The organism is Elusimicrobiales bacterium (genome assembly GCA_041651175.1).
Taxonomy (GTDB): Bacteria; Elusimicrobiota; Elusimicrobia; order Elusimicrobiales; family Elusimicrobiaceae; genus JAQTYB01.
The window spans coordinates 74,324-89,113 of sequence record JBAZJT010000006.1 but is presented as its reverse complement, the minus strand read 5'-3'; the positions used below and the strand labels follow the sequence as shown (position 1 = coordinate 89,113).

Below are 14,790 nucleotides of genomic sequence, written 5' to 3'. Positions count from 1 at the left end.
ACCCGGGAATTTCGCCTCAAAACTGATAGACGGGGCGGGCCTGAAAGGTTTGCGCGAGGGCGGCGCGCAGGTGTCGGAAAAGCACGCGGGACACAGGCGACGCAACTGCCGCCGGCATCATGAAGCTCATTGAGACGGTGCGGCACAAGGTCAAAGCCGCCTCCGGCGTTGAACTGGAGCAACTCCCCCTGGGCGAATTCTGATTTTCCCGCGGTTACCAGCATGCGGAAATTACGCGAATGAGGGCGCGGATTTCCTTTCGCGGATTTCCTGAGTGAGCGCGGTTACCACCGCTTCCGGCGAAAGATTGTTGACGTTCTTGCCGCCGCGCAGCCTTAATGTGAGCGTGCGGCTCTGCGCCTCTTTACCCCCGATTACAACCATATACGGCACGCGGCGGGCATGGCCCTCGCGTATCTTCATGCCGATTTTGTCGGAGCGCAAATCCGTCTCAACGCGGATTCCGGCGGCGCGCAGCAGCGCGGCTATTTCCTTCGCGTAGGTTTCCTCGCCGGAGGTGATGGATAAAATCAAAACCTGCACCGGCGCCAGCCAGAGCGGGAATATGCCCGCGTAATGCTCCAGCAGGAAGCCGATGAACCGCTCGTGCGTGGAAAGCGGGGCGCGGTGTATGCAGAGCGGGGTTTCGTCCCGGCCCTCGCGGCTGGTATAGGCCAGCCCGAAGCGCGCAGGCACCGCAAAATCCACCTGATTGGTGGCAAGCGTGAACTCGCGCCCGATGGCGCTCCATATCTGCACGTCTATTTTCGGGCCGTAGAAGGCGGCCTCGTTGGGAACGCGGACGTAGTTGAGCTCGCCGGTTTTCAGCGCGTTTTCGCACATGGCTTCGGTTTTCAGCCAGAGGTCTTTCTGGTCCACGTATTTTTTGCCCAGGCCTTCGTCGCTGTGCGTGGAAAAGCGCATGACGTATCTTTCTATGCCGAAAATCTTGAAATATTCCTCGTACATTCGGCAGACGGCCAGGAATTCCTCTTCAAACCGTTCCGGCGGGCAGTAGATGTGCGCGTCGTTCATCTGCATGGAGCGCACCCGCATTATCCCGAACAGCTCGCCCGATTGCTCGTAGCGGTAGCAGGTACCGTATTCGGCCAGCCGCAGCGGCAGGTCGCGGTAGCTGCGCGGGCGGGCGGCGAAAATCTTGTGGTGGTGCGGGCAGTTCATGGGCTTGAGGTAATACTTCTGCCCGTCTATGTCCATGGGGGGGAACATGCTGTCCGCGTAATAGGGCAGATGGCCGCTGGTGAGATACATTTTCTCCTTGGCCAGATGCGGCGTGCGCACCCGCTGGTAGCCGGCGGCAAGCTCGGTCTGCTTGGCGAGGGTTTCCAGCTCCTCCATAATCGCCGCGCCGTTGGGCAGCCACAGCGGCAGGCCGGGGCCGGTATCCTCGTCAAAAAAGAAAATATCCAGCTCTTTGCCCAGCTTGCGGTGGTCGCGCTTGGCGGCTTCTTCCTGCTGCTTTATATAGGCGTCCAGTTCCTCTTTCGTTTCAAACGCCAGGCCGTAAATGCGCTGGAGCATGGGCCGCTTCTCGTCGCCGCGCCAATAGGCGCCGGCTATGGAGGCAAGCTTGAAATGCTTTATCTCGCCGGTATGCTCCAGATGCGGGCCTTTGCACAAATCGGTGAACGGGCCGTTGACGTAGAAGCTGATGGTCCCGTCCTGCAAAGCGGAGACAAGCTCTGTTTTATAAACCTCGCCGCGCGAGTTGAAAAACTCCTCCGCCTCCGGCTTGGGCTTGTCCGACCGGACAAAAGGCTGTTTTGCCGCGATGATGGCGCGCATTTTTTCCTCAATACGCGGCAAATCCTCCGGCACGAAGCGGTGGGTAGTGTCAAAATCGTAATAAAATCCGTTTTCTATGGACGGGCCGATGCCGAGTTTGGCTCCCGGAAACAATTCCAGCACGGCCTGCGCCAGCACATGGGCGCAGGAGTGGCGCATTTTTTCTATGAAACCGTCGTCGTTGGGCATGAACACATTATATCAAAATCGGGAGGAGCGCCGTTTTGCGGCGCCAATGCCGCCGGCCCCCGGGCGCAGGCAGCCTGCGTGAAAATGCGGAAAAAGGGAAAAACCGCCGTTCAGGGTTCTAATCATATCAATAAACGGGTATAATCAGGTGGACATGAGAAAACTCTTTTTTGTTCTGGCCGCTCTGGCCGTGGCGCGGCCCGCACACGCGGCCTACTGGGCGAAGGCCGAGGGCGGCTTCGGGGCGGACGGCTACAATTACCAGACGCTGGCTTTCTACGGCGCGGTTTCCACCGCCGCCGTGGCGGGGCTGGAGATGAATTTCGTCAAAAACCCCTGGCTGTCCGACGAGGCGTACTCCGCGCGGCTGCCATGGTACCGCGTTTCGGACTCCGGCATAACGGTGCTGCGGCCTTTTTATTATCACGGAACCAGCCTGGTCCCCACCTCCGCCGCAGGGCTGTATACGCAGCGTCTGTGGAATCTGCCAAGCAGCGATAAAGACATCAAGCTCCGCTGGGCGCTCGGGCTTGGGGCGGCGTCGCAGACCACCGCTTTTAATTTTTCCGACGGCTCGTTTTCCAGGAAAACCCTGCCGCAGCTGGTTTATGAGGCGCAGTTCCAGGAGGAATGCTTCAAGCAGTTCTTCCTGGCGGCGACAGCCTCCGTGTTCCAGTATTTCCGGGGAATCCGCAATGTCTCGCTGCCGGAACTGGCGATGGACCAGAACAACGTCGCCTTCCTGGGGACGTTGTGGTCTGTAACCGCGCCGCCGCTGTGGAGCGCGGGGTTTGAATACACCCGCTCAATGCCGGAGGACGAGCAGTCTTTTGTCAAAATCGGCTACCATTACATAGAGTACGCCGTGAACACGCCCTGCGCGCATTCGCTTACCGGAGGAATACGCGCGAAGATAACCGACAATGCGAATCTGGACGTAAACTACAACTGGGTCGCCCCGAACGCTGGCAGCGGCGCGCTCAACTACTACGGGGCGGCGTTCAACGTGAGGTTCTGATATGCTGGACGAGACCACAAGACGCCAGGCCGACAGCCTTGAGATGCTGGTAACCACCGGCAGGCTGCTGTCGTCCAAGCTGGAACTGGGCGACCTGCTTAACGACATCATCCGCATCGCCGCCCGGCTGGCGGGGGCGGAGCGCGCCTCGCTTTACCTGCTGGACGAGAAAGCCGGGGAACTTTATTTCGACATCGCGCTGGGCCTGCCGCCGCAGGTGCAGGCCATGCGCCTCAAACTGGGCGAGGGCTATGCCGGGCTGTGCGCCCAGCAGGAAAAGACCATTCTCGCCAACGACGCCGCGTCGGATTCGCGGCACAGCGGCAAGGTGGACGAGAAATCGGGGTTTGTGACCCGCTCCACCCTGTCGGCGCCGATGATAATGAAAGGCCGCGTCATAGGCGTGCTTCAGGCGGTAAACCACGCCGACGGACCGTTCACAGACAGGGACGTGCGCGCTTTTGAGGCGCTGGCCTCCCAGGCCGCGGTGGCGATAGAAAATGCGCGGCTGTTTTCCTCGCTGCGGGAGGAAAAGCGCCGCCTGCACATAGTGTTTGCCACCACCAGCGAAGGCGCGATAATGACGGATCCCGCCGGCAGGGTGCTGCTGGCCAACGACGCGGCCAGGCAGTATTTCCCGCAGCGGGACGAGGCGCTTGGCGTAAAAGACATCTTTTCCGGCATGACGATGAAGCCCCCGCTGGAAATCGCGCTTTCCGCGCCGGGCAATGTCGTAACTTTTGAAATGGAACGCCAAAGCCCGAAAAAACTTTTTCTGGAAGGCTCGGCCATACGGCTTGTCTCGCACGGGGAAAAGGACGCAAAATTCTGCGAGGGCTGGCTGTGGCTGTTCCGCGATGTAACCGCGCGCAGGACGGAGCAGCTGCTGGCGCGCAATTTCCTCTCGCTGGTGTCGCACAAGCTGCGCACACCGCTTTCGGTGATAACCGGCTATTCGCAGACCATGGCCGAGGAGATGCCGGAAGGCAGCCCGCCTTTTTTGAAAAAATCGGCGGACACCATCAACATGCAGGGCCGCAAGCTGGCCGTTCTGGTAGACCAGATACTCAATTTCGTGGCCATAGACGACATGGACGCGGCCTCCCTCAGTAAAACCGCTATCGCCCCCGCCGAACTGCTGGAGGAGGCGGCTGTGTTTTTCTCGCGCGACTGCGCCGCAGCCGGCGTGAATTTCGAGACAAAAGACCCTCTTCCGGCACCGCGCGTCATGTTCTCGCTTTCCTGCCAGAAGGGGCTGCCACAAATTCAGGGCGACGGCCGGCTGCTGCGCAAGGCCGTGGAATGCCTGCTGGACAACGCGCGCAAATTCAACCCCGCGCCGGACAAGCATGTGAAACTCTCCGCCCGCGCGGAGGAAAGCCGCCTGCTTATAGAGGTTGAAGACGACGGCGCCGGAATACCGCCGGAGGAGCAGGCGAAGATTTTCGACAAATTCTACCAGGTGGAAAGCTCTTTTTCCGGCCAGGTGGAGGGCTGGGGAATCGGGCTGGCCTTTGTCAAAAAAACCGCGGAGGCGCACGGGGGGGCGGTGTCGGTCAAATCCGAACCGGGAAAGGGCGCGGTATTCACCCTGTCGCTGCCGCTGTGAATTTATGAGACGAGCCTGTTTTCTTGCCGTCTGCCTTGCGGCCCCGCCCGCTTTCGCCGACCCGGCGCAGATTCTGACCGTCGGCGGCAAGGTGGAGCGCAGGCTGCTGGAAATGGACGCCTGGCAACCGGCAAGGAACAGTTCCTATCTTTCCGAAAACGGCAAGCTGCGCGCCGGCGCGGATGGCTCCGCCCAGTTGGAATTTGAGAGCGGCGCGACGGTATGGGTAAGACCCAATTCGCTGCTGGAGCTGGAGCAGAATCAGGAGCTGGCGACCAGAATCATGCTTTATCACGGCAAGGTGAAGGTCCGCCTGCCGCATCTGGACAGCGCCACGGTCTTTGAAATGCGGATGGAGAACACCGTCGTGCGCGGCTCCGGCGCGGAATTCGTGATAAACGCCGACGACATAGGCCGGATGATGCTTTATGTGGTTTCCGGCGACGTGATACTATCCTACCGCGTGCCGCCGCGCACGGGCAAAAGCAGTTTCCGCGTCTCGCAGGGGCTGAGCTACGAAATATCCAAGCCAGTCCAGCAGGGCAGGCTGGAAATGCTCACGGACGAGCAGATGCGCGGCCTGCTCCAGGACTGGGAACCCAACCTGACCAGCTCGCAGCGCATGTCCGATTTCGGGATGAAGGCCGTGGAGCGAAGAAGGATGCGCGCCTATGCCGCCGCATTGTCGGCAAACGAGGCGGCGGTGCGCTCGTCGGTTTCCATACTCAAAGAGCGCGATATGGCCGAGGGCCGCGTGATGACAGACATCCACGGCAATCTGACGCGGGTGGAACAGCAGATGTTCCGCCCGTCGCGGGATTCCATGCAGGTCATCAGCCTGGTCCAGAGGCCGGATTACGCGGATTTCACGGGCAACTGCTTCGCCTACAATAACAACGGAAACGAAACAGCAAACCGGCTGGACTCGCTTTCAATGTACATGACATTCAACAAAGAACTGCCCCAGAACCTGTCGGACTGGGGGATGGCGTTCAGGGACAGTTCGCTTCACGCGGTGTCGGCCACGGTGCTGGCCGCCAACCAGACCGGCATAAGCGAAAGATTTGTGGTGGGCGGAAGTTATAATTACGACGCCGCCACGGGCCGGCTGGAAGACAGCGGCAACCTGATTTTCGGCACCTTAAGCTGGGACAACGGGATGAATCTTTTCGCCAATTACGCCGCGGCGGCCAAAAATAACCTCACTTTCAACTCCGGCGTTTCGGACAAAGGCACGGTATCCTCCGGCGGCAGCGTCATACGCGACCTGGTCTGGGCGCAGAAAAGCGGAACCGCCAATCCGGCCAATATTGAAGACCCGTCCGCTTTCTACTCGTATCAGGCGCAGCAGTACTGCATAGGCGCGGACTGCTCCGCCAACGGCAACATCCTCTGGCTGGGCACGGAAAGCTATCTTATAAACAGCAAAGGTTCGCTGCTGCATTCGGGGGATATGCTCTCGGGACAGAGCCTGACCGGTCTCTACGGCGACTCCGCGCTGGAAACCCTGGTTTACGTAAAGGCCAACGTAAGCGGCCAGTCCGGCTGGAGCGCCGTGGACACACAGGACAAGACCGGCTGGTCCGGCTACAACCTCAATTCCGGACACCGCAACATAGACCTTGTGATAATACCCGACATCGCCGCAGCCGCCTACGCGCAAATGCAGCCGGCGTTCGAGAACGTGCTGAAATGACACAGGAACCGCGCACACGCAATCTGCCCCGCCCGATTTTCTCATGCCGCGCGGCGGAGCGGCTGCTGCGCGTTTTTGCGGCAGCCTCGGCTTTTGCCTGCGCGCCCGCCGCCGCCATAGACTGGAACGCCGCGGGGCGGCAGATAGCGGCGCAGGCGCTGTCGGACCCCGGGGCTTTCATGGCCGAATTCCAGCAGGACCTGGAAGCCACCACCCCGCTTCCCACCGGCCAGCCCGCCGCGCTGCAAGCCGGGCTTGCCCCCTCGCTTTTCCCGGCGGGGATGGCGAACCTGTCGGTGAAAAGGCGGCTGTGCCCGGAAAGCTATCTGTTTGAAAATTCGCCGCAGATCGAGGCGTTCGCAGGCGGCTGGATAATGCCGTTGCCGCAAATGACGGCAAGCTGGCGCAAGGACGATATGGACAGCGCCTTTTTCGGCGGCTACTACGCGGGGCTGATGGGGGCCAGCTCCATGTCGCCCAGGGTGCGGATGTTTTACGGCCTCAAGTATTCGCGGCTGCGCGCCCGGCTGGAGCTGAAAAAGCAGCGCAGCATTTTCGGCGTCCCCGTCAGCAGTTTTGACTCGGATTTCGCGGACGGATTCTTCATTGTCGGGCTGGAGCAGATAGACTCTTCCGAGCATCGCTGGAGCATGCAGCTCAATTTCGGCGTGGCCACAAACACCGTGGCGGCCAAGATAAGCTGGTACGGCGAGCATTGGGAGGCCGGCGCCAACATTTATCCGGAAGGCGCGATTCCGATACATCCGGTGGTCAATTACCATGTCGCGTTTTAGGGGCTGTCTGAAATTTTTGCATTCCGCCGCAGCCGCCCGCTGCGGCGGGCGCGCCGCGTTCGCCTGCCTTGTCCTGGCCGCGCTTGCCTCGTTTTGGATGCCGGCCTCCGCGCAGGAGACCCGCCCAAACACCTTCATCCCCTGGTTCAACATGACGCTGGGCGAGGGCGTCTATCTGCCCAGCCAGGGCAACATGTTCAGCGGCGGCAACATAGACGCGCAAATAGGCCTTCTGACGCGGTTCAGCGGCAGCAAAACCCTTTTCGGGCTTTACGACTTTGATTACAACGGCCCCTCTTTCCCGCAGCGCGACGCGGCGCGGTTCCAGGAGCGCGGCATAAACCACGCATTTTCGCTGGAATACCGCACCGCGATAACCGAGCGCTGGTCGCTGCGCCCCGGCCTGACGCTTACCAGAGGCCATTCCCGCCAGGGAGCCAACGAATCCTGGGACAACGGACTCTACAACATGAATTCCTTCGGCGGGCATATCGCGGCGGACTGCCGCTTCGGCTGGTTTGAAAACGCCGGCACCTTCACCGCGCAGCTGCTGTACCGGCAACTGAGATTTCCCAACTACACCGACCTGATGACGCAGTTTGTTTCGGCGGCGTCCAGCGCGGCCTACACCGGCGGGCTGGAGGACCAGAATTTGTACCAGCTTTCGGCCCGGGCAAACTGGCGCGGAATGTTCGGCGGAATTGTCTACAGCAGGATGAGCTACCTCAACCAGGAGGTAATCGGCGCGGACGGGCAGTATTCGGCGGACATGCAGCGGGATTACAGCCTAGCCTTCAGCCTGGGCAGGCGGCAGCGGCTGCGCACCGCGGAATTTGCGCCGGCGCTGACATACACCATGTACCGCTCCAACCAGTCCTTCATGCGCTACAAGTATTTCGGCGCGTACTCGCCGGATATTTTCAACCCCGCCTCGGATATAACGCTTGTGCAGAACGCCTACAGCTACAATGAATGGAACCTGAACCTTCCCGCGGACAAGCAAATGGGCGACGACCTGGACTGGAACCTGTTCGGCGGAGCCTCGCTGCTGCTGCGCACTTACTCGGACCGCCCCCCGCGCGACGAGCTGAACAATTTCCTCTCCGGCACGCAAAAGGACCTGCTGGCCCGGTTCAGCCTGGGAATGCGCCGCCCCGTCAACGAAATCGCCGACGTGCGCGTGGTCTACGCTTTTGTGGTGGCTTCGTCAAACAACCATTACGAGATGTACCTGCCCTGCAATTACACGGGCCACAGCATCTCCGTCGCCTACAACCTTACATTTTAGATGAAGTTTACGTGCGCGGGCGGCGGGCCGGGCGGCCCCTCCGGCGGAATATTCATTTCTTTTACAAGCCGCAGGTATTTATTGACGCTGTGTTGCAGGCACAGGGTGCCGCACATGGTTTTGGCGTCAAACTCCGGCGAGGAAATAAGCCGTATCACTTCCCAGTACCGCTCTGATTGCCATAATTGCTTGAACGGCGTCTCCGCGATATTGCCGATATGGTACTTGGAGTATTTGGAATTAAATAACATCCCGCACGGCGCCACCAGCCCGGAGCCGGACATTTGCAGTATGAAAGGCGGCCCGAAACAGCGCGAATAGCAACGCAGCCCGCCGCTTAATATCTTGGACCATTTCACTTTCACCAGATAATCCGGGGCGCTCATGGCCTCGGCCTGGCGCAGCAGCTCCTCCAGCCCGGCGTATTTTGAATAATCCACGCCCAGCGCGCCGTTCTCGTCGTCGCTGCAATGCTTGATAACCAGATAATCCGCCCCCAGTTCCCGCCCCAGCCGGGCCAGCGGCAGCACCTGCGGCGCGAATTCCGGCATAAGCACCATTTGCAGGCCGATGGTAACGCCCAGTTTTTTCGCGCGCTTTATTTCAACGCATTTTCGGATTATGGAGGTTACTTTCTCAAACCCGTCTTCGGGCGCGCCCATGATTTGCCGGTAGGCCTGCGGCTCGCCCGCGGAAATATTAAAGCGCAGATACGTCAGGCAGGGCAGAATTTCCTCCAGCCTGTCCCCGCGCAGCAGGTAGCCGTTGGTCCCCAGCGCCATATCCAGCCCGTTGGCTTTGCCGCGCAGTATCGCGTCATACAAATGCGGCGAGCAGGTGGACTCGCCGTCGCTTACAAAACTCACGGCCTTGACGCCTATTTCCGCCGCATCGTCCAGAAAGCGGAAAATGACGTCTTTTGTCATCCGTTTTTCGTCGTTAGCCTGAAGCTGGCCGTAGCAGTAGACGCATTTATAGCCGCAGGCGCGGGTGAGGGCGCAGTCTATGGTAACAGGGGCGATGCGCTCGCCGCGCAGCCAGGCTTCCACGCGATCCTTGTGCCAGGCCAGCTTGTGGCCGTCAAGAATCAGAGCGCCGTTTAAGGGTTTGGGAATCATCGGGATAATGCTCCGCCGGGTGTTTGTGGAAATATTGGTCCCGCGCCAGCCGCCGGTAACCTTTTATCACCTGCATCAGCGACGGGAATGTTACGGCTTTTGAAACGCCCTCTTTCCTCATCCCCAGCCGGTAGGGAACTTCCGCGAACAGATACCCCGCCCGCACCAGCCGGACCAGAATATCAGTCTGAAAGAAAAATCCGGTGCTGTGGAAATCCAACGTGTCCAGCACGGATTTGCGGTACAGCACGGTGCCGTTTGTGTAGTTGAAGTTCACCAGAAAAGTCGTGTTGATTATGAAGCGGTAGGCGAATGAAAGCCCGTTGCGGAACAGCGAGCGCGCCTGCTTGTTGAAAATGAAAGGTATCACTATATCCACCTGCTCCAGCACGCGGTGATAGCGGAAAATCTCGGAGGGGTCGTTCTCGTTGTCGCCGGGCAGCATGACCACGGCGGAGCCGCGCGCGGCGGCCTCGCCGTCCCAGAAGGAGGCGCCTATGCCGCGCGGCGTTTCATGCCGCAGCAGCCGCACCCTGGCGTCTTTTTCCGCCAACCGGCGGACTATTTCGCCGGTGCCGTCGCGGCTGCCATCGTCAATGACGATTATTTCGCCCTCAAGCCCGAATTCGGCGAAAGCGGCCAGCGAATTTCCTACGGCAAGCTCAATATTTTTTGCCTCGTTGAGCGCGGGCATTATGACGGAGACGTCTATTTTGTCCGGCATAGTTTTTTTGCGGCCTCCGCTATTTCCGGCGCGCCGGGGTAGTAGATTTTCTCAAGCGCGGGACTGGCGGGCGCCGGCGCGTCCGGCAGGCCGATTCTGGCAACCGGCGCGCGCAGCAGGTCAAAACCCTTTTCGGCGACCACAGCCGCTATCTCGCCGGAGACGCCGCCGGTTTTGACGCCGGTGTCGGCGATGACGAGCCTGCCGGTTTTTTTGACCGATTCCAGTATGGCGGCCTCGTCCAGCGGTTTTATGGTGCGCGGATCTATGATTTCGGCTTCAATGCCCTCGGCTTCAAGGATTTTAGCGGCGCGCACCGCCTCGCAGACCATAAGCGAAAGCGCGACGATTGTTACATCTTTGCCCTTGCGCCGCACAACCGCCTTGCCGAAGGGGACCGTATAGCTCTCCGCCGGCACGTAGCCGGCAAGCTCGTAGAGCCAGCGGTGCTCGCAGAACAAAACCGGGTTGCCGTCGTAAACGGACGAAATCAAAAGCCCTTTCGCGTCGTAAGGCGTGGCGGGCAGCGCGATTTTAAGCCCCGGGATGTTGTTGAACATCCCGTGCAAAACCTGCGAATGCTGCGCCGCCGAGCCCCATCCCCGCCCGACGATGCTGCGGATGACAAGCGGCGCATTGGCATGTCCGCCGGTCATGTAATTCCATTTGGCGGCATGGTTTGCAATCTGGTCCATGCACATGGGCAGAAAATCCATGCGCATGTGTATGAAAACAGGCCGCATTCCGCAAATGGCCGCGCCAACCGCTACGCCCGTCATCCCGTTTTCGGCGATGGGGCAGTCCAGCACCCTGTCCTTGCCGAATTTTTCCGCCAGCCCCAGCGTGGAGCCAAAGACCCCGCCCGCGTCGTCTATCCCCTCGCCGATTAAAAACACCGCCTTGTCCGCCTCCAGTAATTGCGACTGCGCCTCCAGCAAAGCCCCGCGGTAGCTCAGGCCGCGCAGCCCGGCTTTGGTGATGGCCGTCTCAAAATCGGCCTTGTCAAGAAGGACTTTTGTCCAGGGCATAGACGTCCTTTAATAAAGTTTCGGGCGCGGGATAAGGCGCGCTTTCCGCAAACTCCCACGCGGCGGAGATTTTTTCGTTTATCCGGGCTTCCAACCGCCCAATCTCGTCCCGGCTGAAATTGCGCCGGTAAGCGGCCACCGGGCAGCGTTTTAGCCATTTATCCAGCTCCGCCTTCGGGCGGCAGCCTTTCTGATAATCGCAGTCCGGGCCGACATGCCCTTTCCACCGGTAAGTGTCGCATTGCAGGAAATACGGCCCCTTTCCGGCGCGGATATGCTTTACGGCGCGCTTTGCGGCCATATGCACCGCCTCAACAGCGTTGCCGTCCGGCTTTTCCGCCGGGATGCCCAATGCGCGGGCGCGGGGGCAAATATCCGCGCCCGGCTGCCGGGCCTTCTGATGCGAATTGGTGGCGTAAAAATTATTCTCGCAGACACACAGGACGGGCAGCTTTTTCAGCGCGGCGAAATTGAGCGATTCCTGAAAAATCCCCTCGTCCGCCGCCCCGTCGCCGAAAAACGCAACCGCAAGCCGCTTTTCCCCGCGCATTTTAGCGGCAAGGGCCGCCCCCGCCGCCAAAGCTATCGCCCCGCCCACAATGGCGCTTGCGCCGGGGCAGTTGGCCGCAAAATCCGCCAGATGCATGGAGCCGCCCTTGCCGCCGCAGCAGCCGGACGCCTTGCCGTAAAGCTCGGCCACAATGGCCTTCATATCCGCGCCTTTGGCAAGCAGATGGCCGTGGTTGCGGTGAGTGGTGAAGACATAATCCTCCGCCGCCAGATTGGCGCAAACTCCGGCGGCGATGGCCTCCTGCCCCACATAAAGATGCACCGGCGTTTTCATGTCCTGCCGGGGATAGGCGGAGATTATTTTCTCCTCAAACAGCCGTATTTCCAGCATCTTTTCCAGCAGGGCCAGCCGGATTTCCTTTCTCATATGAAATTCACATGCTCCGGCGGGGTTTTGAGATTCCAGAGGTAGCGGTTGATTTCGTCCATCCGGCAGTTGACACGGCAATGCCGGGCGTCCAGCTTGCCCGCCGCATAAGCCAGCGATTTTTTCCGCTCCGCGCCTTTCCATATTTTTGAAAAAGAACTTTCGTTTATGTTGCCGTAATAAAACTCTTTTTTGCCCAGAAACATGCTGCAGCCCCACACATTGCCGCCGGAATCTATGTATGTCCAGAACGGCAGCGCGAGGCAGCGGCAGTACGGCTTTTCGGCGGCATCCCATTTCTCCATCGCGCGGCTGCGGAAAATAACCGAAAATTCCGCCGAGGCGATTTTTTCCAGAGCCGCCGCCAGCTTCTGTCCGCCGGAGTATTTCACGTCCGCGTATCGGCGTGTTCTGCTCTGCGGATGCTGCGAATACGGCTTTATGACCAGATAATTCATCCCCGCGGCTTTGGCCTTTTTCGCCAGCAGGACGGCCTCGCCCTCGTTTTCCGGCAGCAGAATCATTTGCATTCCCAGCGCGCAGCGATAGCCGCGCCTCCGTTTTAACTCCGCCGCATAGGCCATGTTGGAAAACGCCTTCTCAAAATCCTCCGGCTTTGTCCGGTGAATGGCGGCATAAGTTTTTGCCGTGCCGCCGTTGACGCTGGCTTTTATCCAGGAGGTTACCGGCAGAATGCGCTCTGTTATATCGCGGCGCAGCGGCACGGCGTTTGTGGTGAAAGCCGCGTCCACGCCGGATTTGACGCAATGCTCGGTTATCTCCGCCATGCGGGGGTGCAGGAAAGGCTCCCCCTCGCCCGCGAACATCGCGCTTTTAAGCCCCAGCCGCCCCATCTCGGACAATCGTTTTTTAAGAATGTCCGCGTCAATCATGCGCGGCTTGTATTCCATGAAATCCAGCGCGCAGTAGACGCAGCGGTGATTGCAGGCCCCGGAGGGCGAAATTTCCGCGTATATCGGGAAAATGTCTTTTCCCGCGCGCCATGCCGCCACCCGTTCCGGGTGAAAAGCCAGCTTGTGAGAATCTATTCCGTAGTTCATTTAAGCAGGGTGTTTATGAACTTGCACAGCGAGACAGGGTTCACCGGCTCCCGGTTGCAGACAATGCCCACCTTGATTGCCGCCGCCGCGCTGCCGATGAAAGCCAGCATGTCCGCTGGCGCGCCGGAGGCGGCCAGCGGCGCGGTGAAAGCCAGAAAAGAATCCCCCGCCCCCACCCGGTCCACTATGTTTTTGGCGAAAGCGGGAACTTCCGCAAAGCCTGTTTTCGCGTCCCGCGCAAGCGCGCCGTTATGGCCGCGCGTTATGCAGACACGGCGGCATTTCATGCCGCGCGAGATGCTTTTGACGATATTTTTCAGGTCGCCGTAGCGGTCGCGCGCGGCCAGGCGGATTTCAGGCTCGTCCACGCAGATATAATCGGCGCGGCGGTATTTTGTCACAAGATTGTAGCCCGCATTTGCGGAATTGGTCTGCGCGTTGAGCGCGAGAAACTTCGCCCGCTCCAGAATTTTCAGCAGTTGCGGCGATATAAGCCCGTGCCCGAAATCCGAGACCAGCACCAAATCGTAGCCGCCGATTATTTTGGATAAATGCCTAGCTATCGCGTCGTCGGTTTTCGGCGGAAGGGGGGTATCGTCAATAATCTCTATCTCAAAGAGTTTGGAGAGGAAGGCCTCGTCCACGAAACGCCGTTTTATCGTGGTGCGCCCGTTTTCGCGCCGGAAAAATACCGGGCGCACGTTGCGCGCCAGTTTCGCGCGCGCGAAATCCTCGCACGAATCGCGCGCGCCCAGGCAGGTCAGCAGATCCACCCGCCCGCAAATCCCGGCCAGATGGTTGGCGCAGGCCAGCGCGCCGCCGGCGAAACGCTCCTCCCGGATGAACTTGGCCGAGATGATATTGTCTTTCGGCGGCTTGCCAAGGCCCCGGCAGTAGTGGTATTCGTCTATAATCGCGTCGCCCACCACCAGCGCCTTCATGCCGCGCGCGCCCTGAATCATCGCTATGGCGTCCTGCGCCGAGTATTTGCGCCGGAAGCCGTTCAGGAAAGCCTCCTCCTCCGGCGAGAATACCCCGAAAAATTTATTCAGCAGCTCCGTGGAGCTGAATGTTATCTCGCCGGTGTAGCGGATTTCGGCTCCGCAGGAACGGGCCGCCGCCTCCTCTTTTGCGATTCCGCCGGTGATGTCGCGCCCGTGGTCGGCGTATTCGGAGCCTTTGAAATAAAAATCCGGTTTTATGGCGGCGATTGTCTCCACCGCGGTGGGCCATTCGTTGACGGCCACATAGCTGACCGGCTCCAGCGCGGCAAGCGACTGCGCGCGCAGCTGCTGGCTGAAAACCGGCCTCCCCGGGCCTTTGTTGACATGCCGGTCCGGCGTTACGGTGACAAAAAGCGCGTCCGCCTGCCGCCGGGCGGCCTCCAGATGCTTGATATGCCCCGGATGCACGAGGTCAAACACCCCGTGGCAGAGCGCGACCTTTTTTCCCTTCGCGCCCAGCGCCGCGCGCAATTGCGCCAGTTGGCGGATGGTTTTCAGCTTGTTTGCCGGCATGGTAT

12 protein-coding genes are annotated in these 14,790 nt (G+C 59.9%); 5 read left to right on the top strand and 7 right to left on the bottom strand.

The genetic code is table 11. The annotated features are described in order from the left end of the window. Window positions 1–231: 231 nt before the first annotated feature. Complete coding sequence (gene thrS, locus WC421_05180) at window positions 232–1,995, bottom strand: threonine--tRNA ligase (protein MFA5161618.1); 1,764 nt, start codon at window positions 1,993–1,995, stop codon at window positions 232–234. 154 nt (window positions 1,996–2,149) lie between these two features. On the opposite strand from thrS, the gene WC421_05175 reads away from it, so the two are divergent. Genes WC421_05175 through WC421_05155 form a run of 5 tightly spaced genes read left to right on the top strand, consistent with a single transcriptional unit; the run spans window position 2,150 to window position 8,400 of the window. Continuing rightward, window positions 2,150–3,013, top strand: a complete 864-nt coding sequence (locus WC421_05175; protein ID MFA5161617.1) for a hypothetical protein — start codon at window positions 2,150–2,152, stop codon at window positions 3,011–3,013. A 1-nt stretch (window position 3,014) separates the two neighbouring features. Then, on the top strand, window positions 3,015–4,622 hold the full coding sequence (locus tag WC421_05170; GenBank protein ID MFA5161616.1) for an ATP-binding protein: 1,608 nt from the start codon (window positions 3,015–3,017) through the stop codon (window positions 4,620–4,622). A 4-nt stretch (window positions 4,623–4,626) separates the two neighbouring features. Continuing rightward, complete coding sequence (locus WC421_05165; GenBank protein MFA5161615.1) at window positions 4,627–6,318, top strand: FecR domain-containing protein; 1,692 nt, start codon at window positions 4,627–4,629, stop codon at window positions 6,316–6,318. Next, window positions 6,315–7,112, top strand: coding sequence for a hypothetical protein (locus tag WC421_05160; protein ID MFA5161614.1), 798 nt, complete (start codon window positions 6,315–6,317; stop codon window positions 7,110–7,112). Before WC421_05165 ends, WC421_05160 begins: the two co-directional genes overlap by 4 nt. Next, window positions 7,099–8,400, top strand: a complete 1,302-nt coding sequence (locus WC421_05155; protein MFA5161613.1) for a hypothetical protein — start codon at window positions 7,099–7,101, stop codon at window positions 8,398–8,400. Before WC421_05160 ends, WC421_05155 begins: the two co-directional genes overlap by 14 nt. Here the strand turns inward: WC421_05155 and WC421_05150 are convergent. Genes WC421_05150 through WC421_05125 form a run of 6 tightly spaced genes read right to left on the bottom strand, consistent with a single transcriptional unit; the run spans window position 8,397 to window position 14,785 of the window. Beyond that, a complete protein-coding gene (locus tag WC421_05150; protein ID MFA5161612.1) occupies window positions 8,397–9,518 on the bottom strand; it encodes a radical SAM protein in 1,122 nt (373 codons plus the stop codon). The genes WC421_05155 and WC421_05150 overlap by 4 nt on opposite strands. Next, window positions 9,481–10,242, bottom strand: coding sequence for a glycosyltransferase family 2 protein (locus WC421_05145; GenBank protein ID MFA5161611.1), 762 nt, complete (start codon window positions 10,240–10,242; stop codon window positions 9,481–9,483). The genes WC421_05150 and WC421_05145 overlap by 38 nt, the downstream gene beginning before the upstream one ends. Continuing rightward, complete coding sequence (locus tag WC421_05140) at window positions 10,227–11,270, bottom strand: pyruvate dehydrogenase complex E1 component subunit beta (GenBank protein MFA5161610.1); 1,044 nt, start codon at window positions 11,268–11,270, stop codon at window positions 10,227–10,229. The genes WC421_05145 and WC421_05140 overlap by 16 nt, the downstream gene beginning before the upstream one ends. Continuing rightward, window positions 11,245–12,207: a thiamine pyrophosphate-dependent dehydrogenase E1 component subunit alpha gene (locus tag WC421_05135; protein MFA5161609.1), complete on the bottom strand. Its 963-nt coding sequence runs from the start codon at window positions 12,205–12,207 to the stop codon at window positions 11,245–11,247. Before WC421_05135 ends, WC421_05140 begins: the two co-directional genes overlap by 26 nt. Next, the gene (locus WC421_05130; protein MFA5161608.1) at window positions 12,204–13,268 is read right to left on the bottom strand and encodes a radical SAM/SPASM domain-containing protein; all 1,065 of its coding nucleotides are present in this window, start codon (window positions 13,266–13,268) and stop codon (window positions 12,204–12,206) included. The genes WC421_05135 and WC421_05130 overlap by 4 nt, the downstream gene beginning before the upstream one ends. Further along, on the bottom strand, window positions 13,265–14,785 hold the full coding sequence (locus tag WC421_05125) for a PfkB family carbohydrate kinase (GenBank protein MFA5161607.1): 1,521 nt from the start codon (window positions 14,783–14,785) through the stop codon (window positions 13,265–13,267). Before WC421_05125 ends, WC421_05130 begins: the two co-directional genes overlap by 4 nt. Window positions 14,786–14,790 lie beyond the last annotated feature (5 nt).